Annotated in this window: 24 protein-coding genes; 10 read left to right on the forward strand and 14 right to left on the reverse strand. The window is 62.3% G+C overall.

What is annotated here, in order from left to right; translation table 11 throughout:
* Positions 1-36: 36 nt before the first annotated feature.
* Complete coding sequence (locus HX824_RS18620; protein ID WP_087693253.1) at positions 37-891, forward strand: sulfurtransferase; 855 nt, start codon at positions 37-39, stop codon at positions 889-891.
* A 47-nt stretch (positions 892-938) separates the two neighbouring features.
* Here HX824_RS18620 and HX824_RS18625 read toward each other — a convergent pair whose 3' ends face one another.
* The 4 genes from HX824_RS18625 to HX824_RS18640 form a co-directional block, all read right to left on the reverse strand.
* Positions 939-1,934 carry a hydrolase gene (locus HX824_RS18625; RefSeq protein WP_087693252.1) on the reverse strand — a complete coding sequence of 332 codons (996 nt, stop codon included), beginning with the start codon at positions 1,932-1,934 and terminating at the stop codon, positions 939-941.
* Between the two features lie 130 nt (positions 1,935-2,064).
* On the reverse strand, positions 2,065-2,670 hold the full coding sequence (rsmD, locus tag HX824_RS18630) for a 16S rRNA (guanine(966)-N(2))-methyltransferase RsmD (protein ID WP_003213788.1): 606 nt from the start codon (positions 2,668-2,670) through the stop codon (positions 2,065-2,067).
* Complete coding sequence (locus tag HX824_RS18635) at positions 2,670-4,160, reverse strand: pitrilysin family protein (protein WP_003213787.1); 1,491 nt, start codon at positions 4,158-4,160, stop codon at positions 2,670-2,672. Before HX824_RS18635 ends, rsmD begins: the two co-directional genes overlap by 1 nt.
* On the reverse strand, positions 4,153-5,508 hold the full coding sequence (locus HX824_RS18640; RefSeq protein ID WP_003213786.1) for a pitrilysin family protein: 1,356 nt from the start codon (positions 5,506-5,508) through the stop codon (positions 4,153-4,155). The genes HX824_RS18635 and HX824_RS18640 overlap by 8 nt, the downstream gene beginning before the upstream one ends.
* A gap of 232 nt (positions 5,509-5,740) precedes the next feature.
* Between HX824_RS18640 and ftsY the strand changes: the two genes are divergently transcribed.
* The 4 genes from ftsY to rpoH all read left to right on the forward strand — a co-directional run bounded on the left by ftsY (position 5,741) and on the right by rpoH (position 9,833).
* Positions 5,741-7,162 carry a signal recognition particle-docking protein FtsY gene (ftsY, locus tag HX824_RS18645; protein ID WP_177020247.1) on the forward strand — a complete coding sequence of 474 codons (1,422 nt, stop codon included), beginning with the start codon at positions 5,741-5,743 and terminating at the stop codon, positions 7,160-7,162.
* A complete protein-coding gene (ftsE, locus tag HX824_RS18650) occupies positions 7,159-7,830 on the forward strand; it encodes a cell division ATP-binding protein FtsE (protein ID WP_003213784.1) in 672 nt (223 codons plus the stop codon). Before ftsY ends, ftsE begins: the two co-directional genes overlap by 4 nt.
* Complete coding sequence (ftsX, locus tag HX824_RS18655) at positions 7,827-8,849, forward strand: permease-like cell division protein FtsX (protein ID WP_177054918.1); 1,023 nt, start codon at positions 7,827-7,829, stop codon at positions 8,847-8,849. Before ftsE ends, ftsX begins: the two co-directional genes overlap by 4 nt.
* A gap of 129 nt (positions 8,850-8,978) precedes the next feature.
* Positions 8,979-9,833 (forward strand): RNA polymerase sigma factor RpoH, encoded by an 855-nt coding sequence (gene rpoH / locus HX824_RS18660; RefSeq protein WP_003176698.1) that lies wholly within the window; start codon positions 8,979-8,981, stop codon positions 9,831-9,833.
* A gap of 135 nt (positions 9,834-9,968) precedes the next feature.
* On the opposite strand, the gene mtgA is transcribed toward rpoH, so the two are convergent.
* Positions 9,969-10,691 carry a monofunctional biosynthetic peptidoglycan transglycosylase gene (gene mtgA / locus HX824_RS18665; RefSeq protein WP_087693250.1) on the reverse strand — a complete coding sequence of 241 codons (723 nt, stop codon included), beginning with the start codon at positions 10,689-10,691 and terminating at the stop codon, positions 9,969-9,971.
* A 74-nt stretch (positions 10,692-10,765) separates the two neighbouring features.
* Here mtgA and HX824_RS18670 point away from each other — a divergent pair, with 74 nt between their 5' ends.
* The 4 genes from HX824_RS18670 (at position 10,766) to trmB (ending at position 13,010) form a co-directional block, all read left to right on the forward strand.
* Complete coding sequence (locus tag HX824_RS18670; protein WP_003213781.1) at positions 10,766-11,143, forward strand: DUF423 domain-containing protein; 378 nt, start codon at positions 10,766-10,768, stop codon at positions 11,141-11,143.
* Positions 11,144-11,214: 71 nt separating this feature from the next.
* On the forward strand, positions 11,215-11,415 hold the full coding sequence (gene thiS / locus HX824_RS18675) for a sulfur carrier protein ThiS (RefSeq protein WP_008434168.1): 201 nt from the start codon (positions 11,215-11,217) through the stop codon (positions 11,413-11,415).
* Between the two features lie 65 nt (positions 11,416-11,480).
* Positions 11,481-12,275, forward strand: a complete 795-nt coding sequence (locus HX824_RS18680; RefSeq protein ID WP_093204048.1) for a thiazole synthase — start codon at positions 11,481-11,483, stop codon at positions 12,273-12,275.
* Between the two features lie 9 nt (positions 12,276-12,284).
* A complete protein-coding gene (gene trmB, locus HX824_RS18685; protein ID WP_003213778.1) occupies positions 12,285-13,010 on the forward strand; it encodes a tRNA (guanosine(46)-N7)-methyltransferase TrmB in 726 nt (241 codons plus the stop codon).
* Between the two features lie 143 nt (positions 13,011-13,153).
* Here trmB and HX824_RS18690 read toward each other — a convergent pair whose 3' ends face one another.
* The 9 genes from HX824_RS18690 to HX824_RS18730 form a co-directional block, all read right to left on the reverse strand.
* Complete coding sequence (locus HX824_RS18690) at positions 13,154-13,477, reverse strand: DUF3392 domain-containing protein (protein ID WP_003213776.1); 324 nt, start codon at positions 13,475-13,477, stop codon at positions 13,154-13,156.
* A 19-nt stretch (positions 13,478-13,496) separates the two neighbouring features.
* Entirely contained in the window at positions 13,497-14,699 is a 1,203-nt protein-coding gene (hemW, locus tag HX824_RS18695; RefSeq protein ID WP_134327468.1) for a radical SAM family heme chaperone HemW, read from the reverse strand.
* Positions 14,696-15,292 (reverse strand): RdgB/HAM1 family non-canonical purine NTP pyrophosphatase, encoded by a 597-nt coding sequence (gene rdgB, locus HX824_RS18700; RefSeq protein ID WP_177022331.1) that lies wholly within the window; start codon positions 15,290-15,292, stop codon positions 14,696-14,698. The genes hemW and rdgB overlap by 4 nt, the downstream gene beginning before the upstream one ends.
* Entirely contained in the window at positions 15,289-15,723 is a 435-nt protein-coding gene (locus HX824_RS18705; protein WP_003213770.1) for a DUF4426 domain-containing protein, read from the reverse strand. Before HX824_RS18705 ends, rdgB begins: the two co-directional genes overlap by 4 nt.
* Positions 15,724-15,744: 21 nt before the next feature.
* On the reverse strand, positions 15,745-16,365 hold the full coding sequence (gene metW, locus HX824_RS18710; protein WP_003213768.1) for a methionine biosynthesis protein MetW: 621 nt from the start codon (positions 16,363-16,365) through the stop codon (positions 15,745-15,747).
* 7 nt (positions 16,366-16,372) lie between these two features.
* A complete protein-coding gene (locus HX824_RS18715) occupies positions 16,373-17,512 on the reverse strand; it encodes a homoserine O-acetyltransferase (RefSeq protein ID WP_008434158.1) in 1,140 nt (379 codons plus the stop codon).
* A 230-nt stretch (positions 17,513-17,742) separates the two neighbouring features.
* Positions 17,743-18,330: a YggT family protein gene (locus HX824_RS18720; RefSeq protein WP_003213764.1), complete on the reverse strand. Its 588-nt coding sequence runs from the start codon at positions 18,328-18,330 to the stop codon at positions 17,743-17,745.
* A gap of 24 nt (positions 18,331-18,354) precedes the next feature.
* The gene (gene proC, locus HX824_RS18725; RefSeq protein WP_177054919.1) at positions 18,355-19,173 is read right to left on the reverse strand and encodes a pyrroline-5-carboxylate reductase; all 819 of its coding nucleotides are present in this window, start codon (positions 19,171-19,173) and stop codon (positions 18,355-18,357) included.
* 33 nt (positions 19,174-19,206) lie between these two features.
* Positions 19,207-19,893: a YggS family pyridoxal phosphate-dependent enzyme gene (locus tag HX824_RS18730; RefSeq protein WP_008434154.1), complete on the reverse strand. Its 687-nt coding sequence runs from the start codon at positions 19,891-19,893 to the stop codon at positions 19,207-19,209.
* 57 nt (positions 19,894-19,950) lie between these two features.
* On the opposite strand from HX824_RS18730, the gene HX824_RS18735 reads away from it, so the two are divergent.
* Positions 19,951-20,985, forward strand: coding sequence for a type IV pilus twitching motility protein PilT (locus tag HX824_RS18735; protein ID WP_177050264.1), 1,035 nt, complete (start codon positions 19,951-19,953; stop codon positions 20,983-20,985).
* The last annotated feature ends 42 nt before the right edge of the window (positions 20,986-21,027 follow it).

Below are 21,027 nucleotides of genomic sequence, written 5' to 3' on the forward strand. Positions count from 1 at the left end.
GTTTCCCGAACGCTAACCTAGCCACAGGAGTCAGTCATGCCGCTTGCCCAACTGATCAGCCCCCAGCAACTGGCCGAGCGCCAGAAGTCCGGCGGGCTGGTGATCCTCGATTGCCGCTTTGCCCTGGAAGACCCGGACTACGGCCTGTGCAGCTACGCCGAAGGGCATATCGAAGGGGCGCAGTATGCCGATCTGGAGCGCCACCTCAGCGGGCCGATAATCAAGGGCGTGACCGGTCGCCATCCGTTGCCGGCGCCGGATGCGTTTATCCGGCAACTGCGGGCATGGGGCGTTAACGCCGATAGCGATATCGTTTTGTATGACGACGGCCCGGGTGCCTATGCCGCCCGTGCCTGGTGGCTGCTGGCCTGGCTGGGCAAGCGCGACGGCGTGTTCATCCTCGATGGCGGCCTGAAAGCCTGGCACGCGGCGGGCTTCCCGTTGAGCCTGGATGCGCCGGTGATCGAGCCCGGCACCTTCAGCGGCACGCCGGACAACCACCTGCAATTGGACGCCGAACACCTGCAGAAACGCCTTGGCCAGCCCGGCCTGACCCTGATCGACGCCCGCGCCCAGCCGCGTTTTCGTGGTGAAGTGGAGCCGATCGACCCGGTTGCCGGGCATATCCCCGGCGCGCAATGTGCCGCATTCAATGAAAACCTGGGCAGCGACGGCCGTTTCCTGCCGGCGGACCAGCTCAAGCAACGCTTCGCCGCCAAGCTGCAAGACCGCTCGCCGGATGACCTGGTGGCCTACTGCGGCTCGGGCGTGACTGCCTGCCACAACCTGTTTGCGCTGTGCCTGGCGGGTTACCCGTTGGGCAAGTTGTACGCGGGGTCGTGGAGCGAGTGGATCACTGATCCAAAGCGGGAAGTTGCAACAGGCGACTGAGGTCTGCCTGACCCGGTCTGATCCAAAGTGTGGGAGCCCCCACATTTTTATCGGCGTTGTGTCAGTAGCCACTCCGGGATTCGCCGTTCCAGGTAGTAAGTTGGCTGCTTCAATGAGCCGTCCACAAACCCGACATGCCCGCCCTTGGCCAGCAGTTCGAACTCGGTGCAATCCGACAGTTCGCTGGCCTCGGGCAGGCTGTGGGCGAACACGAACGGGTCGTCCGCGGCCTGGATGATCAGGGTTGGTGTGCGAATGCCCCCGAGGTAGTAGCGGCTGGAGGCGCGGCGGTAGTAGTCCTCGGCACTGAGGAACCCGTGCAGCGGCGCGGTGACGCGGCCGTCAAAGTCCCAGAACGTGCGCATCTTCTCCAGCGAGCCCAGGTCGGCGAGGGTTTTCAGGCCTGCCTCGCGGCCATCCTTGAGAAACCGGCTTTGTTTGACGCGGATATAGGCCAGCATTTCGCGCATGAAATGCTTCTGATAAACCCGAGAAAAGCCCAGGCCAATGCGATCGGCGCACTGATCCAGGCGAAACGGTACCGACACGGCTGCCGCACCTTGCAGCCCGCAGGCTTCGCCGGTTTCGCCCAAGTACTTGAGCAGCACATTGCCGCCCAGTGAATACCCCACCGCATACAGCGGCGCCAACGGGCGCTTGGCCCGCAGGTGAGCGATGGTTTCGGCCAGGTCTTCACTGGCGCCGGAATGGTAGCTGCGGGCAAGCAGGTTGGGTTCGCCGGAGCAGCCACGCCAGTTCAGCGCGACGCTGGCCCAGCCTTGGGTTGCGAGGGCTTTTTGCAGGCCGGCTACATAGGGCGAGTTGGACGAACCGGTCAGCCCGTGCAGTACCAGCACCAGCGGGGTGGTTGCGTCATGGGGCCCATGCCAGTCGAGGTCGAGAAAATCGCCGTCTGCCAGCCACAGCCGTTCGCGCTGGCGTTCGATGTGCGTGGTTTTGCGCCACAGCGGTCCCCACAACGTTTGCAGGTGCGGGTTGCCGAGGCCGAAGGCGGGGGAGAAGCGGTCGAGGGGCGGAGTCATGAAATTCTCGGTGCCGAATGGGCTTGCTCCAATCATTGTAGGAGCGAGCTTGCTCGCGAAAAACTCAAGATCACCGCGTTCCCCTGGTTTCCCGCGTCATCGTTAACGATCTTCGCGAGCAAGCTCGCTCCTACACGGTGCGTTGCCACAACGCGTAATACACCCGCCCGGATTTCTGCTCGCGGTGCAGGCGCCACGTGCCCGGCAGGCCGAGTGTGGACGGTGCCGTCTCGCTTTCAGTGTAGATCCAGGCATCCGGCGCCAACCACTGACGCTCTTCCAGCAGCGCACATACAGTCGGCAGCAGATTCTGGTTGAACGGCGGATCAAGAAACACCACGTCAAACTCACGGGCTTCCTGGGTTTCCAGGTAGCGCAACGCGTCAGCCGTCTGCACTTGCCCTGTGGTGCAACGCAGCGTGCCCAGGTGTTCCTTGAGGCTGGCGACCGCCACATTGCTGGCATCCAGCGCCTGGCCCAGCGCCGCGCCACGGGACAGCGACTCCAGGAACAACGCGCCGCTACCCGCGAACGGGTCCAGCACCTTGGCCCCGGCGATATACGGCGCGAGCCAGTTGAACAGGGTTTCACGCACGCGGTCTGGCGTCGGGCGCAGGCCCACGACATCAGGGAAGCTCAGCTTACGGCTGCCCCACTCTCCGCCGATGATGCGCAGTTGGCCCACACCGTTGTGAACGTTGTGGACAGGTTTTTTGGGACGGGATGGACGGGCCATTAATGCTCCGGAACCCCGAGCGGTTGCTCGGCGGGTTTATCAGTGGGGGGCGGTAGTGGCTTTTGCGCAATCGTCGGGCCGGCGGTCACGATGACCATCTTGTCGGCACTCAAATGTTTGTTCAAAGCAGCTTTGACCTGGTCAACGGTCAGCGCCTGGGATTGTTTCATGAAATCTTCCAGGTAGCTCAGCGGCAGGTTGTAGAAACCCATGGCGCCCAGTTGCCCGACGATATCGGCGTTGCTCGCGGTGGACAGCGGGAAGCTGCCGGCCAGTTCGCGCTTGGCGTCATCGAGTTCTTTCTGTGTCGGGCCGGTCTTGAGGTAGTCGGCGAGTACGTCCTGCACCAATCGCAGCGTGCCGGCGCTCATTTCGGCGCGGGTTTGCAGGTTGATCATGAACGGGCCGCGTACCTGCATCGGCGAGAAGCCGGAGTATACGCCGTAGGTCAGGCCGCGTTTCTCGCGCACTTCGCTCATCAAACGGGTGCCGAAGCCACCGCCGCCGAGAATCTGGTTACCCAGTGACAGCGCGGCGTAATCCGGGTCGGCACGGTCGATACCCAGTTGCGCCAGCAGCAGGGTTGTCTGCTTGGACGGGAACTCGATGTGGGTGGTGCCAGCCTTGGGCTCGACCGGTTGGGCGATTTTCGCCAGCGCCGGGCCTTTTGGCAGGGACGCGGAAACCTTGGCGGTCATGGCTTCGGCTTCGGCGCGGGTCAGATCGCCGACTACGGAAATCACTGCGTTGCCGGCGGCGTAGGCCTTGGCGTGGAAGTCCTTCAATTGCGCAAGAGTCACCTTCGGCACGCTCTCGGCGTTGCCTTCGCTCGGGTGCGCGTAAGGGTGGTCGCCATAGAGCTGCTTGAACAGCTCGATGCTCGCCAGTTTGCCGGGGTTCTGTTTCTGGTATTCAAAGCCGGCCAGCAGCTGGTTCTTGATCCGCGCCAGGGAGTCTGCCGGGAAGGTCGGCTTGCCGATCACGTCGTCAAACAGTGACAGGGCGGCGTCACGCTTGTCGCTGGCGCTCAGGCTGCGCAGGGAAACCAGCGCCATGTCGCGGTAGGCGCCATTGCTGAAATCAGCACCCAGGCCGTCGAAACCGGCGGCAATCTGGCTGACGTCCTTGCCCGGCACGCCTTCGTTGAGCATTGCGTTGGTCAACAGCGCCAGGCCTGGTGTTGCGCCGTCCTGGCTGCTGCCGGCGGCGAACAGGATGCGCATGTCGAACATCGGCAGTTCATGGGCTTCGACGAACAGCACCTTGGCGCCTTCGGCGGTGGTCCAGGTTTGCACGTCGAGCTTGCGGTTGGTCGGCGCCTTGTCGTCCAGCTCGGCCAGGGATTGCAGCTTGTTGGCGGACTTGGCCTGCTCCAGCGCCTGACTGGCGACGGATTCGCTGGGGCGCAGCAAGTACACCGCGCAGGCCGCAGCCAAAGTCACCACGATCAGGCCGGGCAGCACCAGGCGGTTGTTTTTACGTTCACTCATGAGCGGTCTCCTCAGGCAAGACATGGGCGACGCTGAGACGTTCGCGGGTGAAATAGGTGCGTGCAGCTTTCTGGATATCTTCGGCGGTGACGCTTTGCAGCTCGGCCAGCTCGGTGTCCATGAGTTTCCAGGACAGGCCCACCGTCTCCAGGGAGCCGATGGCAGTGGCCTGGCTGGTAATCGAGTCGCGCTGGTAAACCACGCCGGCGATGACCTGGGCGCGGATACGCTCCAGTTCTTCAGCGCTCGGTGGCTTGGCCTTCAGCTCATCCAACAGGCGCCAAAGGCCGGCTTCAGCCTGGGCCACGGTCTTTTTCTTTTGCAGGTTCGGTGTGGCAGTCAGGGTGAACAGGCTGTCACCGCGGGTGTAGGCGTCGTAGCTCGACGAGCCGCCGGACACCAGCTCTTCGCCGCGCTCCAGTTGTGTCGAGATGCGCGCGCTATAGCCGCCGTCCAACAGGGCCGAGATCAGGCGCAGGGCGTTGACCGAGCGTTTGTCTTCAGCGGTGGCCAGGCTCGGCACGTTGAAACCAAGGATCACGCTCGGCAGTTTGGTCTGTACATGCATAGTCAGCAGGCGTTCACCGGGCTCGGCCAGCTCCAGCGGGATTTTCGCCGGGGGGACGTCGCGTTTGGGGATCGGGCCGAAATAGCGCTGGGCCAGGGTTTTGACTTCATCCGGGGTTACGTCGCCCACCACTACCAGGGTGGCGTTGTTCGGCACGTACCAGGATTGGTACCAGTGGCGCAGCTCTTCAACCTTCATGCGGTCCAGGTCGGCCATCCAGCCGATGGTCGGCGTGTGGTAGCCGCTGGCCGGGTAGGCCATGGCCTTGAAGCGCTCATAGGCCTTGGACATCGGGTTGTCGTCGGTGCGCATCCGGCGCTCTTCCTTGATCACCTCGATCTCGCGGCTGAACTCGTCGGCCGGCAAGCGCAGGCTGGCCATGCGGTCGGCTTCCAGCTCGAAGGCGACGCCCAGGCGGTCACGGGCCAGCACTTGGTAGTAGGCGGTGTAGTCGTCGCTGGTGAAGGCGTTTTCTTCCGCGCCCAGGTCACGCAGGATCAACGAAGCCTCGCCGGGGCCGACCTTGGCGCTGCCCTTGAACATCATGTGTTCCAGGGCGTGGGACAAACCGGTCTGGCCCGGGGTTTCGTAGCTGGAGCCCACCTTGTACCAGACCTGGGAAACCACCACCGGGGCGCGATGGTCTTCGCGCACGACGACCTTGAGGCCGTTGTCCAGGGTGAATTCGTGGGTGGGTTGTGGGTCGGCAGCCAAAGCTGAAAGGGGCAGACAAACTGTGCTGAGCAGCAGGCCTGCGGCGCGGCGGGCTAGAGCATTCATTCGTTTTTAAACCTGTTGGGCTGCCCGCTTGGTCTTAGCGTCGGCGGGCGAGGAGGTGCTAGGATACTGGTCCGACCTAGGGACGGCCACTATGGCTGTCTTGTTAAGGCTCTATTTAGGCCTTACAAAATGTTGCGCATGAACGAGCTGGCTAAAAAACAGTCTGTTACGCATCGAATTTTATTTACCGGCACGCCCCCTGGCGCGTCGCTACCTTGAGATAGCCGTCTCCATGTTTGGTTCCAACGACGACAAGAAGACCCCAGCTGCGGCTGGCGAGAAAAAAGGCCTGTTCGGATGGCTGCGCAAAAAGCCGCAGGAAACCGTCGTCGAACAGCCGCAGGTTCAAGCTGAACCGATCCCCGAATCCATAGTAGAAGCCGAACCGGTTGCCGAAACACCGGCCCCGGTGGTGTTGCCGATGGCCGAGCCGGTGTTGCAGCCGGTGGTTGAGCCAGAACCTGCGCCAGAGCCAGAGCCAGAGCCAGAGCACAAGCCATGGCTGGTGTTGCCGGTGGCAGAAGAGCCTGTAGCACTGGTTGAAGACGAGCTGGCCGAGCATGTGGCGCCGCCGATTCCGGCCCTCGTGGAGCCTGCGCCCGTTGTGGTCCAAGCGCCGCCAGTGGTTGAGGTGCCTGCACCGATGGTTGCCGAACCTGTTCCGGTCGCCGTCGCCGCGCCAGCAGTCATCGAAGAGCCTGCTGTTCCTGCCGAAACCGGCAAGACCGGTTTCTTTGCCCGCCTCAAGCAAGGCCTGAGCAAGACCAGCGCCAGCATCGGCGAAGGCATGGCCAGCCTGTTCCTCGGCAAAAAGACCATCGATGACGAGCTGCTGGAGGACATCGAAACCCGCCTGCTGACCGCCGACGTGGGCGTCGAAGCCACCGCCGTGATCATCCAGAGCCTGACCCAGAAGGTCGCGCGCAAGCAGCTGACCGACGCCGATGCGCTCTACAAGTCGCTGCAGGCCGAGCTGGCCAACATGCTCAAGCCGGTGGAAGCGCCGCTGATCATCGATACGCAGAAAAAGCCGTTTGTGATCCTGGTGGTTGGCGTCAACGGCGCCGGCAAGACCACCACCATCGGCAAGCTGGCGAAGAAGCTGCAACTGGAAGGCAAGAAAGTCATGCTCGCCGCCGGTGACACCTTCCGTGCCGCCGCCGTGGAGCAATTGCAGGTCTGGGGCGAGCGCAACAAGATCCCGGTCATCGCCCAGCACACCGGCGCCGATTCGGCCTCGGTGATCTTCGATGCGGTGCAGGCCGCCAAGGCGCGCAACATCGATGTGCTGATCGCCGATACCGCCGGTCGCCTGCACACCAAAGACAACCTGATGGAAGAGCTGAAGAAAGTTCGCCGCGTCATCGGCAAGCTCGATGCCGACGCGCCCCACGAGGTGTTGCTGGTGCTGGACGCCGGTACCGGCCAGAACGCCATCAGCCAGGCCAAACAATTCCACCAGACGGTCCAACTGACCGGCCTGGCATTGACTAAGCTCGACGGCACGGCCAAGGGCGGTGTGATCTTCGCCCTGGCCAAGCAGTTCGGGTTGCCGATTCGTTACATCGGCGTCGGTGAAGGCATCGACGACCTGCGCACTTTTGAAGCCGAACCCTTTGTACAGGCACTGTTTGCCGAGCGGGAGCGTTCATGATTCGTTTCGAACAGGTCGGTAAACGCTACGCCAACGGGCATGTCGGCTTGCATGAGCTGAGTTTCCGGGTGCGTCGCGGCGAATTCTTGTTTGTGACCGGCCATTCGGGTGCCGGTAAAAGTACCTTGTTGCGCCTGTTGCTGGCCATGGAGCGCCCAACCACCGGCAAACTGCTGCTGGCGGGCCAGGACCTGGCAACCATCAGCAACGCACAGATTCCATTCCTGCGTCGCCAGATCGGCGTGGTGTTCCAGAACCACCAGTTGCTGTTCGATCGCACGGTGTTCAACAACATCGCCTTGCCGTTGCAGATTCTCGGTCTGTCCAAGGCCGAAATCGTCAAGCGCGTGGATTCGGCCCTGGAGCGCGTGGCGCTGTCGGACAAGACCGACCTGTACCCAGGCGACCTGTCCACCGGCCAGCAACAGCGCGTCGGCATCGCCCGCGCCATCGTCCATCGCCCGGCCTTGCTGCTGGCGGACGAACCCACCGGTAACCTCGACCCGCGCCTGGCCGCAGAAATCATGGGCGTGTTCGAAGACATCAACCGCCTGGGCACCAGCGTGCTGATCGCCAGTCACGACCTGGCGCTGATCGCCCGCATGCGCCACCGCATGCTGACCCTGCAACGCGGCCGCCTGATCGGTGACGGGGAGGCTGGGGTATGAGTGCAACACGCAGCCCGAAGGTTTCCGAGCGCGTCGCGCCAAAGGCGGCCGACCCGCAGCCACAGAAGAAAAAACGCGACGAAGACGATGGCCCGGATTTCGGCACCCTGGTGCATGCCTGGATCGAAAGCCACCGTGCCAGCCTGGTAGACAGCCTGCGCCGCCTCGGCAAGCAGCCGATCGGCAGCTTTTTTACCTGCCTGGTCATGGCCGTGGCCTTGAGCCTGCCCATGGGCTTGTCATTGCTGCTGAACAATGTCGAGCGCCTTGGCGGTTCGTGGCAGCGGGCGGCGCAGATTTCCCTGTACCTGAACCTGGATGCCAGCGCCCAGGACGGTGAGTCCCTGCGCGACCAGATCAGGGGCATTCCGGGTGTGGCCGAGGCTGAGTACATCAGCCGCGATCAAGCCCTGGAAGAGTTCCAGCAACAGTCCGGCCTGGGCGAGGCGCTCAAGGAGTTGCCGCAAAACCCGCTGCCGGGCGTGGTGCTGGTCACCCCGAACGAGGTCGACAAGACCACCCTGGAAGCCCTGCGACAAAAACTCGCAGAGCTGCCGAAGGTCCAACAGGCACAACTTGATCTAGTCTGGGTAGAGCGGTTGGCCGCGATTCTCAAGCTGGGCGACCGGTTTGTGTTCGGCCTGACGGTGTTGCTGGTGTCTGCATTACTTTTGGTGATAGGCAATACCATTCGTCTTCATATTGAAAACCGCCGCACCGAGATAGAAGTGATTAAACTCGTCGGCGGCACGGACAGCTATGTGCGTCGGCCTTTTCTGTACATGGGCGCGCTGTATGGCTTCGGTGCGGGAATTTTGTCCTGGGGCGTACTGGCTTTTGGCCTGAACTGGCTGAACGACGCGGTGGTGGGGCTTGCCGGTTTGTACGGCAGCGATTTTGCCCTGGCCGGCGTGCCGGCAGCCGATGGTCTGTCATTGTTGCTTGGGGCAGTGCTCTTGGGGTATATCGGTGCTTGGATTGCGGTCGCACGGCATTTACGTGAGCTGGCACCGAAGTAGTTAATGTCAGGGTAATGTGGTTTCGTTTGTATTGACCGTATCAGTGGTTTAGGGAACTTGTCCTACGGTTCCCGGTCAATTTTCGCAGTGCTGAACTGCACGAGTTATGTGAGTCGGAGGTTTTTTCGTATGACCACTTCTTTGCAACCTGCTTATGCTCTGGTCCCGGGTGCGAACCTGGAGGCCTATGTGCACACGGTCAACAGCATTCCATTGCTGACGCCCGAGCAGGAGCGTGAACTGGCCGAGAGTCTCTACTATGAGCAGGATTTGGGGGCGGCTCGGCAGATGGTGCTCGCCCACCTGCGTTTTGTCGTACATATCGCCCGTAGCTATAGCGGCTACGGCCTGGCCCAGGCTGACCTGATTCAGGAAGGCAACGTTGGCCTGATGAAAGCCGTGAAGCGCTTCAACCCGGAAATGGGTGTGCGCCTGGTGTCGTTTGCTGTGCACTGGATCAAGGCGGAAATTCACGAATTCATCCTGCGCAACTGGCGCATCGTGAAAGTCGCGACCACCAAGGCCCAGCGCAAACTGTTCTTCAACCTGCGCAGCCAGAAGAAACGCCTGGCGTGGCTGAACAACGAAGAAGTGCATCGCGTGGCCGAAAGCCTTGGCGTAGAGCCACGTGAAGTGCGCGAGATGGAAAGTCGCCTGACCGGCCATGACATGGCCTTCGACCCGGCCGCCGAAGCGGACGACGACAGCGCCTTCCAATCGCCGGCCAACTACCTGGAAGACCACCGGTACGACCCGGCGCGTCAGCTGGAAGATGCCGACTGGAGCGACAACTCCAATCACAACCTGCACGAAGCGCTGGAAGTGCTGGACGACCGCAGCCGTGACATTCTCTACCAGCGCTGGTTGGCAGAAGAAAAAGCCACGCTGCACGACCTGGCGCAGAAGTACAACGTGTCGGCCGAGCGGATTCGTCAGCTCGAGAAGAGTGCGATGAACAAGCTGAAACTGTCGATCGCCGCCTGACACAGGTAGCTAGGACAACGCGATCGAAATGTGGGAGCGGGCTTGCTCGCGAAAGCGGTGGATCAGTCACCTAAGGTATTGACTGGCACACCGCTTTCGCGAGCAAGCCCGCTCCCACTTTTGTTTTGTGGGGTGTCAGTCAGCCCAAGGCGCCTTGCGCGAGTTGTTCAGCTCATTCAAATAGCTGTCGCCACCCAACTGACTCATCTGCTGCCGAATCCACGCCGCCCGTCGCGCGACATACGACGTTGGATGGCTGGCACTCCACACCCGCGGGTTAGGCAACACCGCCGCCAGGTAGCTGGCCTGCTGGCGGGTCAGCGCCTTGGCGCTCACGCCAAAGTGATGCCGCGCCGCCGCTTCGGCGCCGAACACGCCTTCATCCCACTCCACGCTGTTCAGGTACACCTCAAGAATTCGCTGCTTGGGCCAGAGAATCTCGATCAGCCCGGTAAACCAGGCTTCCAGGCCCTTGCGGAAATAGCTGCGGCCGGTCCATAAAAACAGATTCTTCGACACCTGCTGGCTCAAGGTGCTGGCGCCACGAATCGAACCGCCGCGCTCGTTATGCTGCAATGCCGCCTGGATCGCGCCGAAATCAAAACCCCAATGTTGCGGGAAGCGCTGGTCTTCGCCGGCCATCACCGCCACTTTAAGTTCGTCGGAGATCTGATCCCACGGCACCCACGTGCGCTGTACGTCAATCGGCTCGCCGTCGACCCAGGACTCGACCTTGCGCTCAACCATCAGCGCAGTGCCCGGTGGTGGCACGAAACGGAACAGCAGCACCAGCAGCACGCTGCCGATGGCAAACCACTTGAGGGCTTTGAGAAAACGCTTGAAGAGGAGACGCAGCATAGAGATGGCTTGGCCGAACCCGTTGAGCGGGCCATTATACAGACCCTGCCCCCTGAGTCTGACTGGAGTTCCTCATGTTGCGTGGCTTTCTGATGCTGGCTGCCTTTTTCGGTTTCACCGGCGTCGCCCTGGGCGCGTTTGCCGCCCACGGCCTGAAAAACCGCCTGAGCGCCGAGTACCTGGCGATTTTCCACACCGGCGTGACCTACCAGTTGGTGCACACCCTGGCGCTGTTCGGCGTGGCACTGTTGGCGGCGCACATTCCGGGCAGGCTGGTGACGTGGGCGGGGGTGTCCTTTGCCGTGGGCATCCTGCTGTTCTCCGGCAGCCTGTATGTGCTGACCATGACCGGCATCAGCAAGCTCGGCATCATCACCCCGTTTGGTGGCCTGGCGTTCCTGCTGGGCTGGTTCTTCCTCGGTTTGGCGGCGTGGCGTCTACAGGCTGCCTGACCAAGGGGCTTGGGCCAGCAACGCCAATCACGCTAGAATGCTGGCCCCTAAAAACGATGGCGGCCCGTGGCATGCGCATTCAGTTGAACGGCGAACCCTTTGAACTGCCCGACGGTGAAACCGTTGCGGCCCTGCTGACCCGTCTGGACTTGACCGGACGCCGCGTCGCAGTGGAGCTCAACCAGGATATCGTCCCGCGTAGCCAGCACGTCGAGACCGCGCTCACCGAGGGTGACCAGGTCGAAGTGGTCCACGCCATCGGCGGCGGCTAGCCGTCCGGCGCTCCAGGGCGCCAACCCGCATTCTGCAGAACCTCACCCCAACTCGAGGATTTCCCATGAGCATCGTTCGTAGCGACAAGCCTTTCGTCTTGGCCGGTCGTACCTTCCAGTCGCGTCTGCTGGTCGGCACCGGCAAGTACCGCGACATGGAAGAAACCCGCCTGGCCATCGAAGCCTCGGGTGCCGAGATCGTTACTTTCGCCGTGCGCCGCACCAACCTCGGCCAGATCGAGGGCGAGCCGAACCTGCTCGAAGTGCTGTCGCCGGATCGCTACACCTTCCTGCCGAACACCGCCGGTTGCTACGACGCCATCGAAGCCGTGCGCACCTGCCGCCTGGCCCGTGAGCTGCTCGACGGCCACAACCTGGTGAAGCTGGAAGTGCTGGCCGACCAGAAAACCCTGTTCCCCAACGTGATCGAAACCCTCAAGGCCGCCGAGACCCTGGTCAAGGAAGGCTTCGACGTGATGGTCTACACCAGCGACGACCCGATCATCGCCCGCCAACTGGCCGAAATCGGCTGCATCGCGGTGATGCCGCTGGCCGGTCTGATCGGTTCCGGCCTGGGTATCTGCAATCCGTACAACCTGCAGATCATCCTTGAAGAAGCCAAGATCCCGGTGCTGGTGGATGCGGGCGTGGGCACTGCCTCCGACGCCACCATCGCCATGGAACTGGGTTGCGATGCGGTGCTGATGAACTCGGCCATCGCCCATGCCCAGCAGCCGATCATGATGGCCGAAGCCATGCAACACGCAATCGTCGCCGGCCGCCTGGCGTACCTCGCCGGGCGCATGCCGAAAAAACTTTACGCCAGCGCCTCCTCGCCGCTGGATGGTCTGATCAAGTAAGAGCCATTGATGACTGAATCAAACGAAACGCCGAACACCCTGGAAGAAGGCGACGAGTCCAAGCACCGCCGCATCAAGAGTTTTGTGATGCGCGCCGGTCGCATGACCGAGGGCCAGCAAAAGGGCCTGGAGCAGGGCACGCCGCTGTTCGTCCTGCCGCTGGCAGACGCGCCGGTGGATTACGACCAGGTGTTTGGCCGCTCGGCACCACGCTCCCTGGAGATTGGCTTCGGCATGGGCCATTCCCTGCTGGAAATGGCCGCGGCTTCGCCGGAGCAGGATTTTATCGGGGTTGAAGTACACCGTCCGGGTGTTGGCGCGCTGCTGAACGGCGTGCTGACTCAGGGCCTGACCAACCTGCGGGTCTACGACTGCGACGCGATCGAAGTGCTCAACCGCTGCATCGCCGACAACAGCCTCGACCGCCTGATGCTGTTCTTCCCGGACCCATGGCACAAGAGCCGCCACCACAAGCGCCGCATCGTCCAGGCTTCCTTCGCGGAACTGGTGCGCAGCAAGCTGAAAGTGGGCGGCATCCTGCACATGGCCACCGACTGGGAACCGTATGCCGAGTACATGCTGGAAGTAATGAACGTCGCCCCTGGCTACCGCAACCTGGCGGAAGACGGCAAATGCGTCCCGCGCCCGGCCGAGCGGCCGATCACCAAGTTCGAACGTCGCGGCGAGCGACTCGGGCATGGGGTTTGGGATTTGAAGTTCGAGAAAGTGGACTGATAAGTCCCAGGCTTGAAATGCAGTAAAAAATGTGGGAGCGGGCTTGCTCGCGAATGCGGTAGATCAGTCGACATTTACGCTGACTGACACACCGCATTCGCGAGCAAGCCCGCTCCCACATTTGTTTTGTGCCGCGCTTAAGGTCAGCGGCGATCCGCCACCACCCCAATCAACACCAGCACCACCAACAACACCGGCGCCAGGCTGTAGTTGTTGAACTGGCTCAACCCGCGAACAATCCACGGCGTGGCATAGATCAGTGCTGCACCGCTGCCGATCATGCACACCAGCGCCATCAGCGGCACGCGCAGCGCACCCGCGATGCTGCCCAGCCGTGCTTCGACCCAGCCCTTGATGTCGGCGCCAAACAGCACCAGCAGGCAGCCTACCAACGCCAGGGAGATTTCCGACAGGTTGCTACGGCTCCAGCGGGATACGGTGGCGAGCAGGTCGAGTACCAGATCCATTTGATTTCCTTAAGAGCAATCAGCTCAAAAACTTCTGCAGCAGGTCATTGAGAAAGAGTTGCCCGCGGTCGGTGGCCGCCAGGCGTGACGGTTCGACCTGCATCAGGCCACTTTGTTCTGCCTCGCGGCGAGCTTCATCGAGGCTGGCCAGGTCGAGGCCGGTACGCTCGGCGTAAAGCCTGGCTTCGACGCCGTCAGTGAGGCGCAGGGCGTTCATCAGGAACTCGAACGGTAACTCTTCGTTGGTCAGTTCTTTCGCGCCGGCCTGGTAGTTTTTCGCCGGGTTGAGGTAGTCCTTCGGCGCCCGGGTTTTCCAGGTGCGCACGATGCGCCCATCCGGATGGCTGAGCTTGCCGTGGGCACCGGCGCCGATGCCGATAAAATCGCCAAAGCTCCAGTAGTTCAGGTTATGCCGCGCCGGCCGGCCCGGTTGGGCGTAGGCCGAGACTTCGTACTGGGCGTAACCGTGTTCGGCGAGCAGCGCCTGGCCGGCTTCCTGGATGTCCCACAGGGTGTCGTCTTCCGGCAGCACGGGCGGCTGGTTCCAGAACACGGTGTTGGGTTCCAGGGTCAGTTGATACCAGGACAGATGCGTGGGCTTGAGGGCAATGGCCTGGCGCAGGTCGCCCAGGGCGTCCTCCAGGGACTGATCGGGCAAACCGTGCATCAAGTCCAGGTTGAAGTTGTCGAACCCGGCCTGGCGCGCCATGCCGGCGGCACGCACGGCTTCGTCACCGTTGTGGATGCGGCCCAGGGCTTCGAGTTTTTCCTGCTGGAAACTCTGGATGCCAATCGACAGCCGATTGATCCCCAGCTTGCGGTACGCCACGAACTTCTCTTGCTCGAAGGTACCGGGGTTGGCTTCCAGGGTGATCTCGATATCGCCGGCAAACGGGATGCGCGCTTCCACGCCCTTGAGCAACCGGCCCAGGGCAGCGGCGCTGAACAGGCTTGGGGTGCCGCCGCCGAAAAAGATCGAACTCAGCTCACGGCCGTACACTGCATGCAGGTCCTGATCGAGGTCGGCCAGCAACGCGTCGACGTACTCTTCCTCCGGCAGCACCTTGCTGGCGGTGTGGGAGTTGAAGTCGCAATAGGGGCATTTGCGCACGCACCACGGGATGTGGATATACAGCGCCAGGGGCGGCAGGTGAGGCAGGGCCGCCCGAGGTGTTTGCGCGCCACCGAGAATCAGTGGCTGCGCGGAGGTGTTCTGAGTCATTTCATGCCCAGGCGCTGGCGCAGCAAATCCATTGCGCGGGCGCGGTGGCTGATCTGGTTCTTGTCGGCCGGGCTCAATTCGGCGCTGGAGACATTGCGCTCCGGCACCCAGAACAACGGGTCATAACCGAAACCGTGCTCGCCGCTGGCCGCATGCAGGATGCGCCCGTGCCACAAGCCTTCGCAGAGGATCGGCAATGGATCATCGGCGTGACGCACCAGGGCCAGCACGCAGACGAACTGCGCGCCGCGCATCGCGTCGGGCACGTCCTTGAGGGCGTCCAGCAGCTTGGCGTTGTTGGCCGCATCGCCTTTACCGTCGGCGTAACGTGCCGAGTAGATGCCAGGCGCGCCGCCCAGGAAGTCCACGGCCAGGCCAGAATCGTCAGCCAGTGCCGGCAGGCCGGAAATACGCGCGGCGTTGCGGGCCTTGAGGATGGCGTTCTCGACAAACGACAGGCCGGTCTCTTCCGGCTCTACCTGGCTGAACTCGCCAATCGAGCGCAGTTGCACCGAGTCGCCGAGCATGGCCTGGAGTTCTTTGAGCTTGCCGGCGTTATGGCTGGCCAGTACGAGTTGAGTAAGGTTCATCATTGCGCCGGAAACAGTTCCTGGTTGAAACTGAAACCGTGGGCTTTGCCACCGGTTTCAACGTTGATGGTGAAAATCTTGGTTTCCTGCTGCGGCACCGGGTACTGGGCGACGTAAAGCGTAGAACCTTTCTGGGTGATTTTCTTGAACGTCAGCATCTCGCTCTTGCCGCCCAGATCCTTGATTGTGCCGGTAACGGTGGCGTCTATCGATTCGACGCCCTTGTTTACGAACACATTGATCATGCCCAGCTCTTTGCTGCGTACGATCCCGGCTTCCTGAGCCATTTCCGGCGTCAGGAAGCTGGTGGTCAGGGTGTTGTAGTGCACCGTGATATCGCCGAATTCTTTCTGACGATTACCATCGATAACATCCGCCGCCATAGCGCTGACGCTCAGGCACGCGGTGAGTAGAAAAACAGCCAGGCGACTCATGATCGTCCTCCTTGAAAATGGTTAGACGGCAATCTGGTGGTCCGTCAGGCCCGGGCTGCTGACCCGGTAGATCCCGATCTCACCCAGCAGGTTGGGCCATAGCTTACTCGCCCAGCCGTGACGATGCTGTTGATCGACGGCAAGGCGGTTGATGACTTTGGCTTCGCGCTCGCCGCACAGCGCTTCGAAGTCTTCAAAGGTGCAGAAGTGGATGTTGGGCGTGTTGTACCAGGTGTACGGCAGGAAGTCCGACACCGGCATGCGGCCCTTGGTGGCCAGGTACCAGCGGCAGCGCCAGTGGCCGAAATTGGGGAAAGTAATGATGCACTGGCGGCCGACGCGCAACATTTCGTCGAGGATCCGGTCCGGGTAGTGCACGGCTTGCAGGGCCTGGGTCATGACCACGATGTCGAAGCTGTTGCTGGCAAAGTTGCCGAGGCCCTTGTCCAGGTCCTGCTCGATCACGTTGATGCCCTTGGCCACGCACTGGGCGATGTTGTCCGGATCGTTTTCCAGGCCATAGCCGGTGACTTGCTTGTTGTCGCGCAGCCAGCTCAGCAGTTCGCCATCGCCGCAACCCAAGTCGAGCACGCGGCTGCCGGCGGGGATCCAGTCTTGGATGATTTCCAGGTCGGCTCTCATGGCGTTCTCACAGTGCTATTCGGTTCATGTAATTGCTAAAGGCCTGCAAGTAACGCGGGATCGGGATCAGGAAGGCGTCGTGGCCTTGCGGTGCGTCGATCTCCAGGTAGCAGACGTCTTTCTTGGCGGCCATCAGCGCATCCACCAATTCCCGCGAGCGGGCCGGGGAGAAGCGCCAGTCGGTGGTGAACGACATCACGCAGAACTTGGCGGTGGCCGCCTCGAAGGTGCGCGCCAGGTCATCGTCGAAATTCGCCGCCGGGTCGAAGTAGTCCAGGGCCTTGGTCATCAGCAGGTAGGTGTTGGCGTCGAAACGCCCGGAAAACTCCTCGCCCTGATAACGCAGGTAGCTCTCGACCTGGAATTCGACGCTGTGGAAGTCGTAGTTGAGCTTCTCGCTCTTGAGGCCACGGCCGAATTTCTCGCCCATGGAGTCATCCGACAGGTAGGTGATGTGCCCGACCATGCGCGCGAGCATCAGCCCGCGCTTGGGGATCACGCCCGCTTCCTGGAACGAACCGCCGTGGAACTCGGGGTCGGTCAGGATCGCCTGGCGCGCCACTTCGTTGAAGGCGATGTTCTGCGCCGACAGCTTGGGGGCCGAGGCGATGGCCAGGCAATGGCGCACGCGGTCCGGGTAGGTGATGGTCCATTGCAGGGCCTGCATGCCGCCCAGGCTGCCGCCGATCACGGCGGCCCATTGGGCGATGCCCAGTACGTCGGCCAGGCGCGCCTGGCTGTGCACCCAGTCTTCCACGGTCAGCACCGGGAAATCGGCGCCAAACGGCTTGCCGGTTTCCGGGTTGAGGCTGCTGGGGCCGGTGGAGCCGTTGCAGCCGCCGAGGTTGTTCAGGCTGACCACGAAGAACTTGTTGGTGTCGATGGGCTTGCCGGGGCCGATGCAGCTGTCCCACCAGCCGGGCTTGCGCTCGTCCATGCTGTGGAAACCCGCAGCGTGGTGGTGGCCGGACAGGGCGTGGCAGATCAGCACGGCGTTGCTGGCCGTAGCGTTCAGTTGGCCGTAGGTTTCATAGATCAGGTCGTAGGCGGGCAGCGAACGGCCGCAGGCCAGGGCCAGCGGTTCGCTGAAATGCGCCACTTGGGGCACGACCAGTCCAACAGAATCGGGGGGGAAGGCAGTTGGCATCGACCCTGCTCTCGTTTAAATGAGGCGTAAGTCTAAAGACCGCTGCACCCAGCGGCAAGCAAAGGCCTGCGGCTGGTGTTTTTAAGGCTTTTTGTGGCGAGGGAGCTTGCTCCCGCTGGAGCGCGAAGCGGTCCCGGTCCGGTTGCCGCGATTTCGCAGATGCAACGCGGTCGGCCGTTTTGGGGCTGCTGCGCAGCCCAGCGGGAGCAAGCTCCCTCGCCACATTGTTGTCAGATCAGACCGAACAGTTCTTTGGGCATGAATGCGTAGAACGCCAAGCGTGGAATCACCCAGCTTTGCAGCAGCTGGATCGCGATAAACGCGAAGATCGGCGAGATGTCCAGGCCACCCAGGTTAGGTACCAGGCGACGGAACGGTGCCAGCACCGGCTCAGTGATCTGTGCCACCAGTTCGGCACCCGGGCTGCGGCTGCCCGGAGCGACCCAGGACAGGATCACGCTGATGATCATCGACCAGAAAATGATCTTCAGGAACAGCGAGAAGATCCCGATCAAGGCCCACGGCAGCAACAGCAGCGTGGTGGCCTGATAGCCATTGAGCAGCAGGATGACCGCGAACAGCAGGATCTGCAGCAGCAGCGCCAATACCAGCGACGACATGTCCAGGCCGAACAGGCTCGGGATCACCCGGCGCAGAGGCTTGAGCAGCGGCTGCGTGGCCTTTACCACGAACTGGCACAGCGGGTTGTAGAAGTTCGCCCGCACCAGTTGCAGGATAAAACGCATCAGCACGATCAGCAGGTACAGGCTGCCCAGGGTCTGGATGATGAAAATGGCAGCGTCATTGATTCCGAGCATGTTTGATTCCTATGTGGGGGACGACTATTTGCCCAGCTGCTCGGCCATTTCGGCCGAACGATGTGCTGCGGCACCCAGTGCTTTTTCCACCAGGGCTTCAAAGCCCCCGGCCTGGAACGATTCGATTGCCGCCTGGGTCGTGCCGCCGGGCGAGGTCACGCGACGGCGCAACTCGGCCGCGTCGACATCGCTGGTCACGGCCATCTGCGCGGCGCCCAGTGCGGTCTGCTCGGCCAGTTGCTCGGCGACTTCCTGCGGCAGGCCGAGTTTCACGCCAGCGGCGGTCATGGCCTCGATCAGCAGGAAGAAATACGCCGGGCCACTGCCGGAGACGGCGGTGACGGCGTCCAGTTGCTGCTCTTGTTCCAGCCACACGGCGAGACCTACGGCGGACAGCAGCTCTTGTGCCTGGTCGCGCTGTTGGGCAGTGACTTCGGATGTGGCGTACAAGCCGCTCACGCCCTTGCGCAGCAGCGCCGGGGTGTTGGGCATGCAACGCACAATCGGCTGAGCGCCGAGCCAGTTGTTCATGCTGGCACAGGTGATGCCGGCGGCGATGGACACCACCAGTTGATGGGGCTTGAGGCTAGGCCGCAGGCTTTCGCACACGGCTTTCATGGCCTGCGGCTTGACCGCCAGTACCACCACGTCAACGCCTTCGATCGCTTGTGCGTTGTCGGCGAAGGTTTCGATGCCGTGCTCGGCGCTGACGCGGGCGCGGGTGTCGGCGCCCGGGTCGCTGGCGCGAATCTGTTGTGCTTCCAGGCCCTTGGCCCGCAGGCCGCCGATCAGGCTGGCCGCCATGTTGCCGGCGCCGATAAAGGCAATACGCGTGTTGCTCATGACAGGTCCTTACTCAGATGGAAGTCAGCCATTTCACGGCTGGCCATAGTCGCGGGCACCAAACAGGGCGGTACCGATCCGCACCCAGGTGGCCCCTTGGGCGATGGCCGACTCAAGGTCATGGCTCATGCCCATGGAAAGTGTGTCGAGCCCCAGGTCGAGGCTCGCTTGCAGGTCGCGCACGGTGGCGAAGGCTGCGTCTTGCTCTGCACGGTCGTCGGTCGGCTCGGGAATCGCCATCAGGCCGCGCAGCTTCAGGCGCGGCAGGGCGCTGATGGCTTCGGCCAGGGCGGGCAGGTCGGCGGGTGTACAGCCGGACTTGCTGGCTTCGCCACTGACGTTGACCTGGATGCAGATATTCAGCGGCGGCAGGTCAGCCGGGCGTTGTTCGGACAGGCGTTGTGCGATTTTCAGGCGGTCCACGGAATGCACCCAGGCGAAGTTCTCGGCGATCGCACGAGTCTTGTTCGATTGAATGGGGCCGATGAAGTGCCAACTCAAGGGCAGGTCGGTTAATTCGGCCTGTTTGCCCAGGGCTTCCTGCAGATAGTTCTCGCCAAAGTCACGCATCCCGGCGGCATAGGCTTCGCGCACGGCCTGTGCGGGTTTGGTCTTGCTCACGGCCAGCAGGTGCACGCTGCCTGCGTCGCGCTGCGCGGCCTCGGCGGCTGCCCGGATCCGCTCGGAAACCAGGCCGATGTTGTCTGCTATGGTCGACATTCAAGTTGCGCCCGTGGATATGGAGTCCGCGGCATTCTACTGGAAATGGAAAGCCCTATGGATATCACTGAACTGCTGGCCGCCGGCGTACGCCTGCGGGCCTCCGACCTGCATCTGTCGGCGGGGTTGGCGCCGATGCTGCGAGTGGATGGCGAGATCTGGCCACTCGATTGGCCTGTACTTGCGCCGGTGCAAGTGGCGGCGTTGCTCAGCCCTTTGCTGAACAATCACCAGCAAAAGGATTTCGAAACATCTCTTGAAACGGATTTTGCCTTCGAGTTGCCCGAGGTGGCGCGGTTTCGGGTGAATGTGTTCCAGCAGCACCGGGGCATGGGCGCGGTGTTTCGTACCATCCCCTCAACGGTGCAGAGCCTGGAACACCTGGGGTTGGGCGAGGTGTTCCGGCGCATCGCAGACTTGCCCCGGGGGCTGGTGCTGGTCACCGGGCCGACCGGTTCCGGCAAGTCCACCACCCTGGCAGCGATGATCGACTACCTCAACACCCATCGTCGCCAGCACATCCTCACCCTTGAAGACCCGATCGAGTTTATCCACCAACCGAAAAATGCCCTGATCAACCAGCGACAGGTGCATCGCGATACCCACAGTTTCTCGGCGGCCCTGCGTTCGGCATTGCGGGAGGACCCGGATGTGATCCTGGTGGGCGAATTGCGAGACCTGGAAACCATTCGGCTCGCGCTGACGGCGGCGGAAACCGGGCACCTGGTGTTTGGCACGTTGCACACCACGTCGGCGGCTAAAACCGTGGACCGGGTGGTGGATGTGTTTCCGGCGGGGGAAAAGACCATGGTCCGCTCGATGCTCTCGGAGTCATTGCAGGCGGTGGTGTCCCAGGTGCTGGTGAAGAAGGTCGGCGGCGGGCGGGTGGCGGCTCACGAAATCATGCTCGGCACACCGGCGATTCGTAATTTGATCCGCGAGGACAAGGTGGCGCAGATGTATTCGGCGATCCAGACGGGTGGGGCGCTGGGGATGACGACGCTGGACATGAGTTTGAAGGCGTTGGTCAGCCAGGGGCTGATCAGCCGGGAACATGCCCGGGAGAAGGCGAGGGTGCCTGGGGATATTTAAGGTCGCGTGGGCGATGAAAAACTAATGTGGGAGCGGGCTTGC

Source organism: Pseudomonas sp. D4002 (genome assembly GCF_013385665.1).
Classification (GTDB): domain Bacteria; phylum Pseudomonadota; class Gammaproteobacteria; order Pseudomonadales; family Pseudomonadaceae; genus Aquipseudomonas.